Origin of the sequence: Rheinheimera sp. D18 (assembly GCF_004345025.1) — a bacterium.
GTDB classification, from domain to species: domain Bacteria; phylum Pseudomonadota; class Gammaproteobacteria; order Enterobacterales; family Alteromonadaceae; genus Alishewanella; species Alishewanella metallidurans.
In genome coordinates, this window is sequence record NZ_CP037745.1 from 560,590 (window position 1) to 578,064 (window position 17,475).

Annotated in this window: 15 protein-coding genes; 6 read left to right on the forward strand and 9 right to left on the reverse strand. The window is 45.5% G+C overall.

Going from position 1 to position 17,475, the window contains the following annotated elements; genetic code table 11:
* The first annotated feature begins 42 nt into the window (after window positions 1-42).
* The 3 genes from aceE to lpdA all read left to right on the forward strand — a co-directional run bounded on the left by aceE (window position 43) and on the right by lpdA (window position 5,890).
* Window positions 43-2,709 (forward strand): pyruvate dehydrogenase (acetyl-transferring), homodimeric type, encoded by a 2,667-nt coding sequence (gene aceE, locus E0Z06_RS02695; protein ID WP_132581650.1) that lies wholly within the window; start codon window positions 43-45, stop codon window positions 2,707-2,709.
* 11 nt (window positions 2,710-2,720) lie between these two features.
* Window positions 2,721-4,337 carry a pyruvate dehydrogenase complex dihydrolipoyllysine-residue acetyltransferase gene (gene aceF / locus E0Z06_RS02700; protein WP_132581652.1) on the forward strand — a complete coding sequence of 539 codons (1,617 nt, stop codon included), beginning with the start codon at window positions 2,721-2,723 and terminating at the stop codon, window positions 4,335-4,337.
* Between the two features lie 140 nt (window positions 4,338-4,477).
* On the forward strand, window positions 4,478-5,890 hold the full coding sequence (gene lpdA, locus E0Z06_RS02705) for a dihydrolipoyl dehydrogenase (protein ID WP_132581654.1): 1,413 nt from the start codon (window positions 4,478-4,480) through the stop codon (window positions 5,888-5,890).
* 75 nt (window positions 5,891-5,965) lie between these two features.
* Here lpdA and E0Z06_RS02710 read toward each other — a convergent pair whose 3' ends face one another.
* The 5 genes from E0Z06_RS02710 to E0Z06_RS02730 form a co-directional block, all read right to left on the reverse strand.
* The gene (locus E0Z06_RS02710) at window positions 5,966-6,694 is read right to left on the reverse strand and encodes a GDSL-type esterase/lipase family protein (RefSeq protein ID WP_132581656.1); all 729 of its coding nucleotides are present in this window, start codon (window positions 6,692-6,694) and stop codon (window positions 5,966-5,968) included.
* Between the two features lie 130 nt (window positions 6,695-6,824).
* Window positions 6,825-7,079, reverse strand: coding sequence for a TIGR03643 family protein (locus tag E0Z06_RS02715; protein WP_132581658.1), 255 nt, complete (start codon window positions 7,077-7,079; stop codon window positions 6,825-6,827).
* A gap of 2 nt (window positions 7,080-7,081) precedes the next feature.
* Window positions 7,082-7,786, reverse strand: coding sequence for a cupin domain-containing protein (locus tag E0Z06_RS02720; protein WP_132581659.1), 705 nt, complete (start codon window positions 7,784-7,786; stop codon window positions 7,082-7,084).
* Between the two features lie 13 nt (window positions 7,787-7,799).
* Window positions 7,800-8,171: a VOC family protein gene (locus E0Z06_RS02725; RefSeq protein WP_132581661.1), complete on the reverse strand. Its 372-nt coding sequence runs from the start codon at window positions 8,169-8,171 to the stop codon at window positions 7,800-7,802.
* A gap of 113 nt (window positions 8,172-8,284) precedes the next feature.
* Window positions 8,285-8,800, reverse strand: a complete 516-nt coding sequence (locus E0Z06_RS02730) for a malate synthase (protein WP_132581663.1) — start codon at window positions 8,798-8,800, stop codon at window positions 8,285-8,287.
* A gap of 136 nt (window positions 8,801-8,936) precedes the next feature.
* On the opposite strand from E0Z06_RS02730, the gene E0Z06_RS02735 reads away from it, so the two are divergent.
* Complete coding sequence (locus E0Z06_RS02735; RefSeq protein ID WP_132581664.1) at window positions 8,937-10,439, forward strand: DUF3612 domain-containing protein; 1,503 nt, start codon at window positions 8,937-8,939, stop codon at window positions 10,437-10,439.
* A gap of 72 nt (window positions 10,440-10,511) precedes the next feature.
* On the opposite strand, the gene E0Z06_RS02740 is transcribed toward E0Z06_RS02735, so the two are convergent.
* Window positions 10,512-10,955 (reverse strand): GreA/GreB family elongation factor, encoded by a 444-nt coding sequence (locus E0Z06_RS02740; protein ID WP_132581666.1) that lies wholly within the window; start codon window positions 10,953-10,955, stop codon window positions 10,512-10,514.
* A 431-nt stretch (window positions 10,956-11,386) separates the two neighbouring features.
* Between E0Z06_RS02740 and glsB the strand changes: the two genes are divergently transcribed.
* Window positions 11,387-12,313 (forward strand): glutaminase B, encoded by a 927-nt coding sequence (glsB, locus tag E0Z06_RS02745; RefSeq protein ID WP_132581668.1) that lies wholly within the window; start codon window positions 11,387-11,389, stop codon window positions 12,311-12,313.
* 41 nt (window positions 12,314-12,354) lie between these two features.
* On the opposite strand, the gene E0Z06_RS02750 is transcribed toward glsB, so the two are convergent.
* The 3 genes from E0Z06_RS02750 to E0Z06_RS02760 are packed head-to-tail and all read right to left on the reverse strand — an operon-like array spanning window position 12,355 to window position 14,844.
* Complete coding sequence (locus tag E0Z06_RS02750; RefSeq protein WP_132581670.1) at window positions 12,355-12,849, reverse strand: GDYXXLXY domain-containing protein; 495 nt, start codon at window positions 12,847-12,849, stop codon at window positions 12,355-12,357.
* Window positions 12,846-13,886: a DUF4401 domain-containing protein gene (locus E0Z06_RS02755; protein WP_132581672.1), complete on the reverse strand. Its 1,041-nt coding sequence runs from the start codon at window positions 13,884-13,886 to the stop codon at window positions 12,846-12,848. Before E0Z06_RS02755 ends, E0Z06_RS02750 begins: the two co-directional genes overlap by 4 nt.
* Window positions 13,876-14,844, reverse strand: coding sequence for a DUF2157 domain-containing protein (locus tag E0Z06_RS02760; RefSeq protein ID WP_132581674.1), 969 nt, complete (start codon window positions 14,842-14,844; stop codon window positions 13,876-13,878). The genes E0Z06_RS02755 and E0Z06_RS02760 overlap by 11 nt, the downstream gene beginning before the upstream one ends.
* A 151-nt stretch (window positions 14,845-14,995) precedes the next feature.
* Here E0Z06_RS02760 and E0Z06_RS02765 point away from each other — a divergent pair, with 151 nt between their 5' ends.
* On the forward strand, window positions 14,996-17,065 hold the full coding sequence (locus E0Z06_RS02765) for a M13-type metalloendopeptidase (RefSeq protein WP_132581676.1): 2,070 nt from the start codon (window positions 14,996-14,998) through the stop codon (window positions 17,063-17,065).
* The last annotated feature ends 410 nt before the right edge of the window (window positions 17,066-17,475 follow it).

Genomic DNA, 17,475 nt, shown 5'->3' on the forward strand with positions numbered 1-17,475 from the left:
GGCAGGTGTAGCACCGGCGCGCATAACCAAAGGAACCTCGATATGTCTGAAGTCAGTAAAGTTGACATTGACGCTCTAGAAACGAAAGAGTGGCTTGAAGCGCTGGAATCAGTTGTTCGCACTGAAGGGGTAGAGCGGGCGCAGTTTCTGCTTGAAAAAGTATTAGAAGAAGCCAAGCTAGAAGGCGTAAGCATGCCTACCGGCATTACGACTAACTACATTAATACTATTCCGCCGCAGCAAGAACCGGCTTATCCGGGCGATGCTAACCTTGAACGCCGCATTCGTTCGGTGATCCGCTGGAACTCTATAATGATAGTGCTGCGCGGCTCGAAAAAAGAGCTAGATTTAGGCGGCCATATGGCGTCTTATCAATCTGCCGCCGCATTTTATGAAACCTGTTTTAACCACTTTTTCCGTGCGCCAAACGAGAAAGACGGTGGCGACCTAGTTTACTATCAAGGCCATATTTCTCCGGGTATTTATGCCCGTGCCTTTGTTGAAGGCCGCTTAACAGAAGAGCAGTTAAACAGTTTCCGCCAAGAAACGGACGGTAACGGTTTGCCTAGCTACCCACATCCGAAATTAATGCCTGAATTTTGGCAGTTTCCAACAGTGTCGATGGGCTTAGGCCCAATAGCCTCTATTTACCAAGCTCGGTTTTTAAAATATTTACACGGCCGTGGTTTAAAAGACACCAGTGCACAACGCGTATACGCCTTTTTAGGTGATGGCGAGATGGACGAGCCAGAATCACGCGGCGCTATTTCCTTTGCTGCCCGTGAAAAGCTTGGCAACCTGTGTTTTCTAATTAACTGTAACTTGCAGCGCTTAGACGGCCCAGTAATGGGTAACGGTAAAATTATTCAAGAGCTAGAAGGCCTATTCCGTGGCGCTGGCTGGAACGTAATTAAAGTTGTGTGGGGTCGTGGTTGGGACAAACTGTTAGCCAAAGACACCACGGGTAAGCTGTTGCAGCTAATGAACGAAACCATTGATGGTGACTATCAGCGCTATAAAGCCAACGATGGCGCCTATGTGCGGAAAAACTTCTTTGGTCGTTATCCAGAAACTCTGGCTTTAGTAGCCGACATGACCGATGAAGAAGTTTTTGCCTTAAAACGTGGCGGCCACGAACCATCAAAACTGTATGCGGCGTTTAAAGCGGCGCAAGAGTGTACCGACAAGCCTACTGTTATTTTAGCCAAAACCGTAAAAGGCTACGGCATGGGTGATGCGGCTGAAGGTAAAAACATTGCGCACCAAGTGAAAAAAATGGACATGACGCACGTGCTGTTGCTGCGTAAGCGTTTAGGCCTTGAAGATTACATTACCGAAGAGCAAGTTGCCGACTTACCTTATATTAAGTTGCCAGAAGGCTCGCCAGAGCTGAAGTACTTGCACGACCGTCGTCAAGCGTTGCATGGTTATACGCCGGTACGTTTGCCGAAATTTACTAAGCCATTAACGCTGCCAGAGTTAAGTGCATTTGATGGCCTATTAGAAGAGCAAAAACGCGATATTTCTTCAACTATGGCGTTTGTGCGTATGCTAAATATTCTGCTAAAAGACGAGCATATTGGTAAGCAAATAGTGCCTATTGTTGCCGATGAAGCGCGTACCTTTGGTATGGAAGGTTTATTCCGCCAAATTGGTATTTATAACCCAGGCGGTCAAAATTATAAGCCAGAAGATCACTCGGTAGTAAGCTATTACAAAGAAGACGTGGGTGGCCAAGTACTGCAAGAAGGTATTAACGAGCTAGGCGCCATGTCATCTTGGGTTGCCGCTGCTACCTCGTATAGCACTAGCGATTTACCGATGATCCCGTTTTATATTTACTACTCGATGTTTGGTTTCCAACGGGTTGGCGATATGGCGTGGTTAGCCGGTGATCAGCAAGCGCGTGGTTTCCTTTTAGGTGCTACTGCAGGGCGTACTACACTTAACGGTGAAGGCTTACAGCACGAAGATGGTCACAGCCATGTATTAGCTAGCACAGTGCCAAACTGTGTATCGTACGATCCAACCTATGCGTATGAGCTAGCCGTGATTATACAAGACGGTATCCGTCGGATGTATGGCGAAGCGCAAGAAAACATTTATTACTATATTACGGTAATGAACGAGAACTACCATCACCCAGCTATGCCAAAAGGCGCGGAAGAAGGTATTCGTCGAGGTATTTATAAGCTTGAGTCGTTAAATGGCGATCGCGGTAAAGTACAGCTATTAGGTTCGGGTACCATTTTAAAAGAAGTACGCAAAGCCGCAGAGATATTAAGCAAAGATTACAACGTAGCGTCAGATGTGTATTCAGTTACCTCGTTTAACGAATTAGCGCGTGACGGCCAAGATGTCGATCGTTTTAACATGCTGCACCCAGATGCAGAAGCGAAAACGCCTTACATTGCGACAGTAATGAACAGTGCACCCGCTATTGCCGCTACCGACTATATGAAAAACTATGCTGACCAAGTGCGTGCTTTTGTTCCAGCAGTATCTTACAAGGTGCTAGGCACTGATGGCTACGGTCGTTCAGATAGCCGTGCTAACTTACGTCGGCACTTTGAAGTAAACGCCAGCTACATTGTGGTTGCAGCACTGAGCGAGCTAGTTAAGCAAGGCGAGTTGAAAAAAGACGTGGTAATTGATGCGATTAAGAAATTTGGCATCGACACCAATAAAATCAACCCGCTGTACGCATAAGAGGATTAGCCATGACCATTGAAATTCATGTTCCGGATATTGGTGCTGACGAAGTTGAAGTGACCGAGATTCTGGTTAAGGTTGGCGACAAAGTGGTTGCCGATCAGTCACTATTAAGTGTTGAAGGTGACAAAGCCGCAATGGAACTGCCAGCAGCAGAAGCCGGTGTGGTAAAAAGTATTAATGTAAAAGTAGGCGACAAGGTGAAAACCGGTAGCCTAATGATGACCTTTGAAGGTGAAAGTGCAGCACCCGCTACAGCGGAAAAAGCTGAAGCAAAACCGGAAACGGCAGCTGAAACTAAGCCTGTAGCCGCCGCGCAAGCGACAACGGCGTTACAACAGGTAAAAGTGCCAGATATTGGCGGTGACGCGGTTGAAGTTACTGAAATAATGGTAAAAGTGGGTGACACCGTTACTGAAGATCAGTCACTACTTAGTGTTGAAGGCGACAAAGCGGCAATGGAATTACCGGCACCGTTTGCTGGTAAAGTAACAGAAATAAAAATTAAGATTGGCGATAAGGTTTCTACCGGCAGCCTAATTATGGTGTTTGAAACTACAGGTGGCGCAGTTGAAGCGACGGTAGAGGCTCCGGTAGCTAAAGCTGAAGTTAAAACTGAAGCCGCACCAGTTGCCGCTGCAGCTAAAGTAGACACTGCCGTTAGCGTAAGCAATGACAGCTTTGTTGCTAATAGCGCCTATGCGCATGCCTCACCAGTAGTGCGCCGCCTAGCCCGCGAGTTTGGCATTGACTTAGCCAAGGTTACAGGTTCAGCGCGTAAAGGCCGTGTAGTTAAAGAAGACGTACAACAATACGTGAAGCAGCTAGTGCAACAGGTTAGCTCAGGTGCAATAAGTTCGGGCGCTGGCAGCAGCATGGGCTTTGATCTTATTCCTTGGCCAAAAGTTGATTTTGCTAAGTTTGGCGAGGTTGAAACTAAAGCTTTATCGCGTATTCAAAAGTTATCGGGCGCTAATTTACATCGTAACTGGGTACGCATTCCACATGTTACCCAGTTTGATGAAGCCGATATCACCGGTTTAGAAGACTTCCGCAAAGAGCAAAACGCCCTTGCCGAAAAGAAAAAACTGGGTGTTAAATACACACCGCTGGTGTTTATTATGAAAGCGGTCGCCAAAGCACTGGAAGATTACCCCACATTTTGCAGCTCGCTGTCAGATGATGGCGCTAGCTTAATCTTGAAAAAATATGTGCATATAGGTATTGCTGTAGACACACCAAACGGCTTAGTTGTGCCAGTGGTAAAAGATGTAAACAAAAAAGGCATTATTGAGCTATCGCGCGAACTGCAAGATATTTCGGTAAAAGCGCGTGATGGCAAGCTTACCGCCAGCGATATGCAAGGTGGCTGTTTTACCATATCTAGCTTAGGCGGTATTGGCGGTACAGCGTTTACGCCTATTGTTAACGCACCAGAAGTGGCCATATTAGGTGTGTCTAAGTCGGATATTAAGCCAAAATGGAATGGTAAAGAGTTTGAACCTAAACTTATGCTGCCGCTAAGTATGTCGTATGATCACCGGGTGATCGACGGTGCATTAGCTGCTCGCTTTACCGCAACGTTGGCAAGCTACTTGGCCGATATCCGCCAAATTATAATGTAACTAGGCAAATTGTGTCCCGTACAGAAAAGTTACGGGACATCGTTCAGGCAGGGTGTTAAAATTCTGCCACTTTTTTCGCCTGATGGCTGTAGCTTAAGTTAAGCCGTCAGTAAACCGACCCGATAATGAAAGGTAATAAGATGAGCAACGAAATCAAAACCCAAGTTGTGGTGCTGGGCGCTGGCCCTGGCGGTTACTCTGCAGCATTTCGCGCAGCAGATTTAGGCTTAGAAGTTACCCTAGTTGAAGCCCGCAGCACCTTAGGTGGTGTGTGCTTAAACGTAGGCTGTATTCCATCTAAAGCGTTATTACACGTTGCTAAAGTTATTGATGACGCGCGTGATATGGCGGCACACGGTGTTACTTTTAGCGCACCGCAAATTGATTTAGACAAAATACGCAGCTGGAAAGACAAAGTTATTAGCCAGTTAACTACTGGTTTATCTGGCATGTCAAAAATGCGTAAAGTTAAGGTAGTTAACGGTTACGGTAAATTTACCGGTGCTAATACCTTACAAGTAGGCGATACCACTATTACTTTCGAACACGCTATTATTGCTGCGGGTTCAGAGCCAGTATCACTGCCGTTTATTCCAAAAGATGATGACCGTGTTATCGATTCAACCGGCGCTCTGGAATTAAAAGATATTCCAGGTGAAATGCTAGTATTAGGCGGCGGTATTATCGGCCTAGAAATGGGTACGGTGTACCGTGCGCTAGGTTCTAACGTATCAGTAGTAGAATTTGCTGATCAGTTAGTACCAGCCGCTGACGCTGACTTAGTTAAAGCTTATACCAAATACAACAAAGCCAATTACAACATTATGTTGTCAACTAAAGTTGTCGGCGTAGAAGCGAAGAAAGACGGCTTATACGTTACTTTTGAAGGTAAAAACGCACCAGAAAAAGCCGTACGTTATGACAAAATTTTAGTTGCTGTTGGCCGTAAGCCAAATGGTAACTTAATGGACGCGGCTAAAGCCGGTGTTAACGTAGATGAGCGTGGCTTTATTAACGTAGACAAGCAACTACGCACTAACGTGCCGCACATTTATGCCATCGGCGACGTAGTAGGCCAGCCAATGTTAGCGCACAAAGCGGTACATGAAGGCCACGTAGCTGCCGAAGTTATTGCCGGTATGAAACACTACTTCGACCCACGTTGCATTCCATCAGTTGCCTATACCGACCCAGAAATGGCGTGGACTGGCATAACTGAAAAAGAAGCCAAAGAGCAGGGTTTAAAAATAGAAACGGCAACCTTCCCATGGGCTGCATCAGGCCGTGCTATTGCTTCTGCCCGCACAGAAGGCTTCACTAAGTTAATATTCGACAAAGAAACCCACCGTATTTTAGGTGGCGCTATTGTGGGTATTAACGCCGGTGAAATGTTAGGTGAAATTTGTTTAGCCGTTGAAATGGGTGCCGACGCAGAAGACATCGCGTTAACCATTCACGCTCACCCAACATTGAACGAGTCTATTGGTTTAGCTGCCGAAATGTACGAAGGTTCAATCACTGACTTACCAAACCCGAAAGCGAAGAAAAAGTAATTTTTTGCTAGCAATGAATAGCCAGTAACGAAAAAGGCCGCAATAGCGGCTTTTTTTATTGGTAATAATAAATTGTTAATTATGGCGCTTTAGCATTGTTTGGTTAATAAACTCGGCCCATTTTTCGTAGCCAGTTAGGTTTAAGTGGATACCGTCATTAGTAAACTCGGTGTTTAATGTGCCACTTGGTGATAACACGGCGTTTATGTCGATATAGCTGACGTTTGCCATATTGAGCTGTTGCAATTTTTGGTTAAGCTTAGCAATTTTTATATTGATATCGTGGCAACCAAATGGCGCTTTTTCTGGTGCGCAATACAGTGTCGATTGCACAATAACCTTGGCGTTGTTGTGTGTTAATTTGCTAATAATGCTTTGGTAATTCGTAAACACGTCATCAACGCTGGCCTCACGAAAAAAGTCATTAATGCCAAACATCAGCAGATATACCGCATAGTGCTTTTTATAAACGGAGTCAATGCGCTGCAATATTAACGTTGAAGTGTCACCATTAATACCGCGATTATCTACGTCGCTTCTGTCTAACAGATCAACCCAGTCACCCCGATGTGAGATCGAATCGCCGACGATAGCTATAGTGGCATCGTGTTTTGACTGCTGATGTAAATTAACTTGCGTTTGCCATTCGTCGTTATGTTTTTCTTGCGCTGGCGTTTCGGTTACTAATGCTAAGATTTCGCGCAGTTGCGGTTTAGGAAAAATATTGTGAGTAATGCTAAGTGCGCCCCAGGTATAACCTAATAGCAGCGTAACGATGAATAAAAACACCAGTTTTTTGCTCATGTGCTGAATACCAAATTTATGTTGGAGCTATTTTATCATTAGTAATGACGGTATTCTTAATATATTAGTTAAATTTTCGTTATGTAAATAATGACACTAGGCTAGAGTGACAAATATCGGGTGGAATAAGCTATCTGGTTTTATACTGGCTGGGGCAGTATGCGCGGCTAATGTCGGGGTGACGTAGCTTTAAGTGCTTAGTTTTGCGGCCGTGTACGCGTGTTCGCCATAAGCGAAATGATGAGGCCTTAAGTTGTTGCCGCATCAATGTAATTAGTGCGCTTTCATTTAAACCGTAAAGCTGTTCTATGGCTTCAAATGGCGTGCGATCTTCCCACGCCATTTCAATAATTCGCGCTAAACTGGCAGCATCAAATTGTTGCATAATTATGTTGTCATCGGTGGCGGGTTAATAAAGCGATCACCCATTAAACCAGCATCAAGATGGCCAACTTTAACGTAAATTAAAGCGCCCTCTGCTAGCGTAAACGGCGTGTGTTTACTGTATCTAGGGTTTCTTAACCAGCTACCGGCAGGGTATTGGCCGTACTCATCACAAAACAGCCCCTCTAACACCAGTATTTCTTCACCACCGGCATGAATATGCTGACTAAACTGCGTATTTGGCGCCCAGCGCACTAATGCCGTGCTTACAGCGTTGTGCTCATGCAGTGGTAACACAGATAAACCGGCAACTAAACCTTGTCGCCAGTTGGCTTGCTTTGTGTTGAGTACGAGCTGCGTCGTATCTTCAGCAGCAAATTGCCATAACTTAACTAAAAGTGTGCAGCCGTTAATTGAGAACGGTTGATGAGAACTCCCCGGTGGGTTGCGTAAATAGCTGCCCGCAGGGTAGTCGCCATGCTCGTCAGAAAATATACCGTCGAGCACTAGGATTTCTTCGCCGCCATTATGAGTGTGCGCACTGTAGCCACTACCAGGTGCATAACGCACTATACTGGTGGCGCGAGCAACTTCAGCGCCGGCTCGGTCTAACATCATGCGGCTGACGCCAGCAAGCGGTGAATCAATAAACTGGTAGTGCTCAGGTTGTATCACCACACGCTGGCTAAAGTTGCTGTTAATCTGCATATTTGGCTACGGCCTAGCCAAAATAGCTAAAACACAGTTTATTGCCGTCGGCGTCTTTAACATAAGCGCCGTAAAAAGTGTTTGCAATGCGCTGGCCCGGTGCGCCGTCGCAGCTGGCGCCAAGAGCGATAGCTTTATGATATAGCGTGTCTACTGCTGCTTTGCTACCGGGTGCAAACGATACCATATTGCCATTACCCGGCTGTGCGGGTTCCTTATTAAACGGCACACATATCGCTAACATGGGTTCTTTCATGGTTTTACCAAAAAAACTAATACGGTCCATATCTAGCAATATTTTTGCACCTAACTCCGCAAATAACTCGCTATAAAATGCTTTTGCTGAGGCTAAATCGCTGACACCTAAGGTTACGTAATTAATCATATTTAAAGCTCCAAAATTATTCAGTTTAATAAACTACAGGCGTTATACGCTACGCCGGTCAAAATGGAGCAATGTTTTTATAATTTTATTTTTTTAACGTGGTTAATTCGTACCTAGCTTAGCGAGTAACTTAATCCACCTTTGCAGGTAAAGCGCTTATCGCCTTTATGTATGCTATTAACTTGGCGCCCGGTAACCATGCTGAACCAAATGTTATCCGGTGCTGCAGTTTGTAATTGAATATCATCAATGCAGGCTTGGTCTTGGCAACCGGTTGTACCACTGCGATTTAAAACTAGCTCGATATGGCGGCCGTTGTTTTTTAACACTATGGAGCTGGGCGCTTCGCGGTGGCCGCTTAAGGCAACAAACTGGGCTGGGTTTTCTAAGCCGCTGGTGCTGCCATCAGCAAAAAACGCAAGTAACTGCTGATAGTACACTACGTAACTGCATACCTCTTTATGCGAACCTTGTTGCAGTGGAAAGGTTTTATCTAAAAAACCTTTTGAATAATCCATGACTTGTCGGACATGGCGTTGATTAAGCTCGTTAATTACGCTTAGCTCAGTCGCCATCCAAGCGGTCTGGTTTGGCGTGGTCGTGCTGTAATGTTGGGCCAGTGTTGTCATGATGAAGTCCTCGTTATTTTTGCTGTTGTTAACATGTTTAACAAAAGGTACTGCTGTTGCTATCGGTTAAAAACTAGTCTAGTCTAAAATATTGAGTAATTTCACAATAGAAATTTTACAGTGTAAATTTTACAAAATGAAAACGAATAAAAGCCTAATTAGAAAGTCGCATTTTCTTGGTACTAAAATCCGCAACTTGAGAAAGCGCAACAACTTAACGATGGAAGATTTATCGACGCGCTGTATTCGGATTAACCCGGAACAGGCACCGTCGGTATCTTATCTGTCGATGATTGAGCGCGGTAAGCGCACGCCTAGTGTTGGCATGCTGGAAGTCATAGCTACTGTTTTTCAAAAAGACTTGGACTGGTTTTTAGATGGTGACGATGCTGTGCCAGATTTAAGGCCGGAAAAGGGCAATAAAGGTGGTATTAGCGGTATTGCCTTAGAGCCAGGTTTTTTATTTTCGAACGATATTTTACAAATTGCTATACCAGAAATGCTGTCACAAACTGGCACCAGCGGTAAGCAGTTTGCGCAGTTACTGATCCGTGCTCATCAAGAACACAACCAAAACCACTTTCCTGAGTTAGAGCGTGCCGCGGAAGATGTCGGCCAAAAACGTATGCCATTGAGTGTTGATGATCTAATGCGCATTACTAAACAACTTGGCTTAACCGTGCGTTGGTTTAACGAGGCACCAAAAGAGTTATTAGACGAGTTGGGCGTATTATCAAAAAATGTGTCAACTTCTTATTTTACGCCACCTGGTACACTGTATTTAAACAGCTTACTTAAAGCTGTACCAACAAGGCTTAAATATGAATTGGCGGTACACATTGGCCATGCGGTGCTGCATAACAAGGATGGCGTTAAAAGCAGTATGTCGATAGGTGGCGCGCACGACAACGAGCCATCACAATCGAGTAGTGTGCAACCACAAGATATTTTGCATGCCTGGCGCGATTTTGAGTCGAGTTTTTTTGCTGGCGCGTTACTTTGCCCTAAACTACCGTTTCGCCAATTGCTTGACCGGCAGGGTTATGAAATAAGCTCGCACTTACAAGCTGGCGTGTCAGCTTCTGTCGCCATGCGTCGTATGACAGCCGTATCGCCTTATACACATTGGCATTATTTTGATGCCTATACCCCTGGAAAATTAAAAGCAGTATACCGTGGTAATGGTATACCCCTGCCGTGGGGCAATATGCGCCAAGTGCAAGATCCTTGTCAGCACTGGGCGGTGTTTCGTATGTTTGATGTTGACGATGTAGCCAGCTCGGCGCAATTGTCACTGCTTGACGTTAATGGTATGCCACGAATTTATTGTTGTGAATCAACTAAGGTAAAAGATCTAGCGGGTAATACGCATGTGCTTTGTGCCGGTATAGATTTAAATCCAGCTTTGTTAGCGCAAGGTGTAGACGCCGATAGCATGGCCGGTGAGTTAAAACAGTTATGTGTGAGCAGTGCCGGTGGTGCAAAAATTCCAGCAACAATTAAAGCGGCATTAAGTAGTGTCGCAAATATTTTAAATATTAATTGGGTAGCGCGCAGTGTACAAAAGCCGGCGCAGCTAATTTGCGCGCGGGGCAATAGTTGCCCACGTAGCCCAGAGTGTTACCGATGTGCTGGCTAGAATATCGTGTGTTTGTTGCTGGAATGGCAAAGCGGCAGGTTAAATTAACAAGCCGCTTTAGGTTATAACAATTTAAGAAACAATTTGCTTGGTGAATAACGGTGACGCTTCAATATTATTCGCTGCTTGTGTTTTAGTAATTTCAGCAACGACAAAGCGCATGGCGGTGCCTAAAACCTTTACCTGCACTTCATCGCCTACATCTTTACCTAACAATGCTTGCCCCAGCGGTGACAAAATGGACAACTCGCCTTGTTGCAGATTAGCATCCGGCGTTGCCACTAAGGTTAGCCAACTGTAGCTATTATCGTATGGCGATTCTAAATATACTGCACAGCCTAAGCTTACTTTTAGTGGCGTGGCACAATTTTGTTTACGCAGTTTGCGATCTTCTAGTTGCTGCATCGTATTGTGCAACATTAATGGTGTTAGTGGCACCAAAGCAGACATTAATAAACAACGTCGGGTTTTGGTGCTTAGTGAGCTAAAAAAAGCTGAAATTTGATTTAATAACATATAGCCTCCAGAGCATGCGTAATTGGAACATGGTTAGATAACAGTGTGGCTAAATAGGCGCGAATACGGTTTTCACCGTTCGGTATAGTACTGTGAGACATCTAGAGGAGTTAAAGCTAATTCACTATAGGCTGCGTCTCGTTGTGTTGCTACTGAGTCACTGTTGCTAATACCATAGCTAAACTCGTGTTTAAAAGCAATAAACCAAGCAGTTAACTTGTAATTATATTGTGTTAGGTAGTAAATTAGGTTGAGATTGCCGTAAAGTTAAGTTTGGATGCGCGTTTAAGTACAAAAAGTAGCCGCAGCCTACGTTTTTGTTGGATTTCTTATGCTTGTCGCTAATTGTGTGACGGTAGCTACCTGAATTTAAGCTTAAAATAGTGCATACTGCGCAGCAAATAATGAACCTAAATTTGTTATAGGTGTTTATGAAACAACCGCATGCCATTACCTCGATATTGCAGCAATTGTTGCAGCAAAGCCAACCGCTATACCGTGAGGGTAAAGTGGCCAATTATATTCCCGCTTTAGCTAACGTAGCACCTGAGCAGGCAGCTATCGCGGTAGCGACTATTGATGGTCAACTGCATACAGCAGGTGCAGCTGATACCGCGTTTTCATTGCAAAGTGTGTCTAAAGTATTTGGTTTAGTTATGGCGATGAATCGTCTTGGCGATGATTTATGGCATCGGGTGAATATGGAACCATCTGGCTTGCCCTTTAACTCAATTGTGCAATTAGAGTGGGAAAAGGGTATTCCGCGAAATCCAGTAATTAATGCCGGCGCTATTGTGGTGTCTGATGTTTTGGTTAGTCATTACTCCGCGAGCAAAAATGCGTTTTTAACCTTTATTCGTCGCTTAGCCAATAACGAGCATATTTACGCTGATCAAGCTGTGTATTTATCTGAGCTTGAACACGGCAATAGAAACGCCGCGCTAGCTTACTTGATGAAAAGCTTTGGTAATATTGAAGCTGAAGTGCCGCAAGTGTTAGCGCATTATTTTCACCAGTGCGCTACTTCAATGAATTGTCAGCAACTCGCTACATCATTATTGTTTTTAGCTAATCGCGGTGTGCAACCACATAATAATGAACAGGTATGTAGCCGACGTGATGCCCATCGGGTTAATGCCATTTTATCTACCAGTGGTATGTATGACCAGTCGGGTGAGTTTGCGTTTAAAGTGGGGTTGCCAGCCAAAAGCGGCGTCGGTGGTGCTATTGTTGCCATTGTACCGCAGTTTGGTGTAATTACCGCATGGAGCCCCGCACTGAACAAATTTGGCAATTCAGTAGTTGGTATGCAACTAATTAGTTTATTTGCTGAAGAATTAGGTTTGTCGTTATTTTAATAGTACGGCCATTTAATACGATAAACGGCCGTTTACACTACTTAGCGCAGGTTATCACCCAACAGGTTTAATTCAGCGTCTAGCATTACGGTTAGTAGCGCTTTACCGTTGCCAGCAATACGAAACTGGCCATAGCGCGCTTGCTCATAAACATCAGCTGTACCTTCAGCAAAAAAGAACGCATTGGGTCCTATGCTAATGATGTTATCGCGTTGGCGCAGTAATACTGCAACCAGCGCAGGGTCGGTTGGTAAATCGTTGGCGACACTGTGCAGGCTGGCCCGCTGCTGGTTATCTAGGCTTAGCCAAGCGAATTTATACTGCGCAGCGTCGTCGGGTAGGTCGCGATCAATAGCAAAGGCCAGCGCCATATAATCACCCTGCATTAACGAGCGCGGATCAACCGGTGCTAGCTCAATATTAACAATTTGGCCATCGGCTAATGTGCGTTCAAACTGCCAAATGGTATAGCTGGTGACAATAAGTATTAATGCAATTGCGCTAGCGATGGCGAAGCGTTGCAGGCGTTGCGTCATAATAACCTCTTCTGATAGCGCTGTAATAAGGCTAAACCCACTAGCAATACGCCACCGCTTAATGCGAGTAGGCCCGATTTATAAAATAAGCTGAGGTGCATGCTGTAATAGAACTGACTAAGGGCTACTAGCACGCTTAGTAGGCTTAATGCGTACCAGCGTATGCTGCAGGCATAAAAGCAGGCCAGCATAAAAGCAGCACTAATCAGTAAACCAGATGCAGGATACAGTAGCACGCATAGTGCTGCTGTTACGCTAAGTAGTAATAAGCGGCTAGGTACTGTGGCAAAGCGGCTAAGCCAAAATACCGTGCTAAGCAGCAAGATCGCACCCAATGCGCTGTATAGCGTGCTTGCCATGTATAGATGGTCTGCGGGCCAATAGTAATCATCGACATAAAATATACCTTGGCCATGCAACGCCAGCCAAAGTGTTGCCAGTGTTACAACTTCAAGTACGCTTTTTATGCGGCTTGCCATGGCCAGTGTTGCCCACTTTGGGCGGCTACACCACAGTACCAAGCAGCCTAATGCCAGTAAATTGCTACCTAGCGCTAACCACAATGAAGAGTTAAGCAGTGAAATTAAACACACTAAACCAATGCTTAAACTTACACGTTGATGCAGCTGAGTTAGTGGGCTAAATAACAATACCGCGCTAATTAAGGCACAGCCATAACGGGCTAGTTCGTCGTCAGAATTAAATGCGCTGTATATGGCGTAAACTAATAGACCTTGGCCAGCTAACGCCACCGCAGTCGACATTTGCTGTAAAAAATCTTGGCGTTGCATTGCCAGCCAGCACGCCGCGCCCAGCAATAACGCACCGACAACAAAACACACGCTATCGTTTTCTGCTAAAGCAATAATAGGGCCGATAAAGGCGATAAGAATTAAAATTGAGGCAATCCAAGCGGCAATGCCAAGTATTACTTGTAACCACCAAGGGGTATCGTTTTGCTGCAGTTTTAGGGCTTGGGCTTGATCAATAATACCGGCCTGCTTTAATGCTGACGCTAAACTTAAATTACGCGGCATGGTTTGGCTCCTGCATTAATTTTTTTAACCAAACGGCGGCGCTAGCGCTACTGCCAATAACAAATACAGCCAGTAAGTTAGCGATAAAAAAGAAGTCATCAGTTTCAAGCAATCTTGCTAAGGCGGCGGTTGCTAATCCAATAGCACTGAATAACAGCAGGGCAAAAATAAACAAATCGCGTTGCATGCGAAAGTACCAAAATGCGAGTGCGGCTGCGATAAACAAATAACAGACCAAGTTAGCTTGGTATTGGTTGTCCCAAACACCGACCATAGCACCAAAAGTAAGCGGTATTAGTAGCGCAACTGCGCTAAGCCAGAGTAGTGGCTTAGTGTTGCTAGGCAACATTTTAGGTAAAGCAAGCAGGCAAAATAAGTGTAATAGTAAATTTGCTAAAGCCATTTGTAGCAGGGGTTCTGCGCGCTCTAGCAGCCAAAACATTTGATTTGTTTCAACGTATAACCACAAGGCTAATTCAAGTAAACAAAACCATAATAAATAGCTGCCGCGGCTTTTCGACAATAATACCAAAGGGGTTATTAACACCGCCCAGCTAGCGAATAATTGCCAAACATCGGCACCAGTTTGATAAGTTTGGCCAATTAATGCCAGCAAGGCTCCAGTAAATAGGCTGCAGCCGAGTAAAGCCGCGCGTTGCCACTGGCTATGCACCGGACAAAATATCGCCACAGTACCACTAACTACTACTGCTGCTGCGGCTAAACTAAGCTTGCTGAAATAGTGCATTAATGGCCAGTTGTAGGCAAAAAAGAAGATAACCGCACTGCTTAGTAGTAATACACTGCCAAAGAGTAAAACTCGGTTAGCATGGGCTAGCCAATCATCAATAGTCGGCTGTAATGGCACATGTTCAGACGCTTGTTGTAACTGTAAACTGTTAAGTTTTTGTTGCTCTGCCCAGCTAAATAGCTGGTTGGCGTTCTCTAATCTATCCATGTATGCCGTCTTAAGTACGGGTAAGTTATTAGCATCATAGCGTTTTTATAACTTGTTACAACTTCTACTAACATTGAATTTGTGCTGGTGCCTAGGCTCAGGTTAGTATGTAGGCGCGTTAAAATTTGTAACCTAATTTAGGAAAACAAGAATGAAAAAGCTTACCTTAGCCGCCGCCTCAGTTGCGTTAGCACTTGGCCTAACGGCGTGTAGCATTCAAGACAATTCACGTAATAAAATTCAGGTAGTCTCAGAAGTAAAAGCGCCGCTTGTATCTGGTGTTGATACCCAGTACTTTGATCCGGCCGTAAAATTCTCTGAAGATTTCTTTATGGCGATTAACGGCAAATGGCTGGCAGAAACCGAGATCCCAGCCGATAAAGCCTCTTATGGCTCTTTCCATGTGCTGGCCGACAACTCACAAAAAGCCGTTAAAGCCATTATTGATGAGGTCTCTGCCCGTACCGATTTAAAACCAGGCTCAGACGAGCAGAAACTGGGCAGCTTCTATAACAGTTTTATGGATGAAGCCACTATTGAAAAGCTGGGCTTAAGCCCGCTGAGCCCGCAGCTGGATGCGATTAAAGCCGTGACTGATAAAGCTCAGTTGCCAGCGTTATTTGCCCGTTTGCAGCGCGATGGCGTGGCTATTCCATTTGGCTGGTTTGTAAACAACGACGCGAAAAACTCGACCGAATATGCGGTGTATTTAGGTCAGGGCGGTTTAGGCCTGCCAGACCGTGATTACTACTTTAAAGATGATGAAGCGTCACAGAAAATTCTTACCGCGTATCAGCAATATTTAACCGACATGTTCAGCCTGGCCGGTTACGCTGATGCCAAAGCGGCGGCACAGCGTGTATTTGCGCTAGAAAAAGCGCTGGCCGAGCACCACTGGACGCGCCTGGAAAGCCGTAACGCCGATAAAACCTACAACAAAATGTCAGCGGCCGATTTAAACAGCAGCATGGGCAGTTTTGACTGGGCAGCATTTGCGCAGGGCGTAAAACTGGATGGCGTAGCGGATATTATTGTGCGTCAGCCAAGTTATTTTGAAGGCTTTGCCAAAGTGCTCGACGCAACAGACGTGCAAAGCTGGCAGGATTACCTGAGCCTGAAAACCATTCATGGCTACGCTGACAAATTAAGCAGCAACTTTGCTGACCGCCGCTTTGCTTTCTACGGCACTACACTAAGCGGTATCCAGGAGCAACAACCACGCTGGAAACGTGCGGTTGATGCCTCGGATCAGGTGTTAGGTGAGCTGACGGGCAAGCTGTATGTTGAGCGCCACTTTAAACCTGAAGCCAAAGCGCGGATGGAAACCTTAGTAGCTAACCTGATTAAAGCCTATGAGCTGTCCATTAACGAACTGGAATGGATGACGGCAGAAACCAAGGTAGCCGCGCAGGAAAAACTGAGCAAATTTACGCCGAAAATTGGTTACCCGGACAAGTGGAAAGATTACTCTGCGCTGGAAATCAAAGCCGATGACTTAGTCGGTAACTTCGTGCGCTCCAGTCACTGGGGCTACGACGAAATGGTGGCCAAATTAGGTAAGCCAATCGACAAGAGCGAATGGTTTATGACGCCACAAACGGTGAATGCCTATTACAACCCGGTGAATAACGAAATCGTGTTCCCGGCCGCTATTTTACAGCCTCCGTTCTTCAATATGGACGCTGACGACGCGGTAAACTACGGCGGTATTGGTGGTGTTATCGGCCACGAAATTGGCCACGGTTTTGACGATCAAGGCGCGAAATACGATGGTGACGGCAACCTGCGTAACTGGTGGACCGAGCAAGACAAAGGCCAGTTCCAGGCCCGCGGCGCTAAGTTAATTGGCCAGTACAACAAGTTTGAACCGTTGCCAGGTGTTAACGTTAACGGTGCCGTGGCACTGGGTGAAAACATCGGTGACTTAGGCGGTATGACAGTAGCGCTTAAAGCTTACCAGTTATCACTGGATGGCAAAGCAGCGCCGGTAATGGACGGCTTTACCGGCGAGCAACGGTTCTTTATCAGCTGGGCGCAAGTTTGGCGTACTAAGTTCCGTGAAGAAGCGCTGCGTCGTCAGTTAAGCACTGGCCCGCACTCACCGGCGCATTATCGCGTTATTGGTGTGCTGCCGAATATCCCGCAGTTCTATACCGCTTTTGATATCAAAGAAGGCGATGCGATGTACTTACCACCAGAGCAGCGCGTTAAGATTTGGTAAGTTAATTCTGTTATACTACACAGGCTGAGCACGCAAGTGTTCGGCCTTTTTTATATTTTATTAAGCTCATCCTAGGTGCAGGTTAGAATTCCGCTCTGGTCGACACAGAGTGTTTGAGCCCTGCCGTAGGCATTAGGGCGACAAATTCGTCGGGAACGAATTTGAACAGCTTTGCTGGCTTGCGAAGGGCAGGATGCCCGAAGTAGTTGCTGTGGCGAGCCAGGGCGGGGTTGTAACCGGCAGTCTACTTAGCTAAGCTGCCCAATTCGGGATTCCAACCTCGTTTCCTCATTTTTAAGTAACGAGGTCTGACCATTATAACTCGTGGATATGTAGAGTTTGCTCTTGTATTCACGGTATTTATATCCACTATAAGTGGCGTTGTTAACGGCCCGATGTCAATTTGGCCT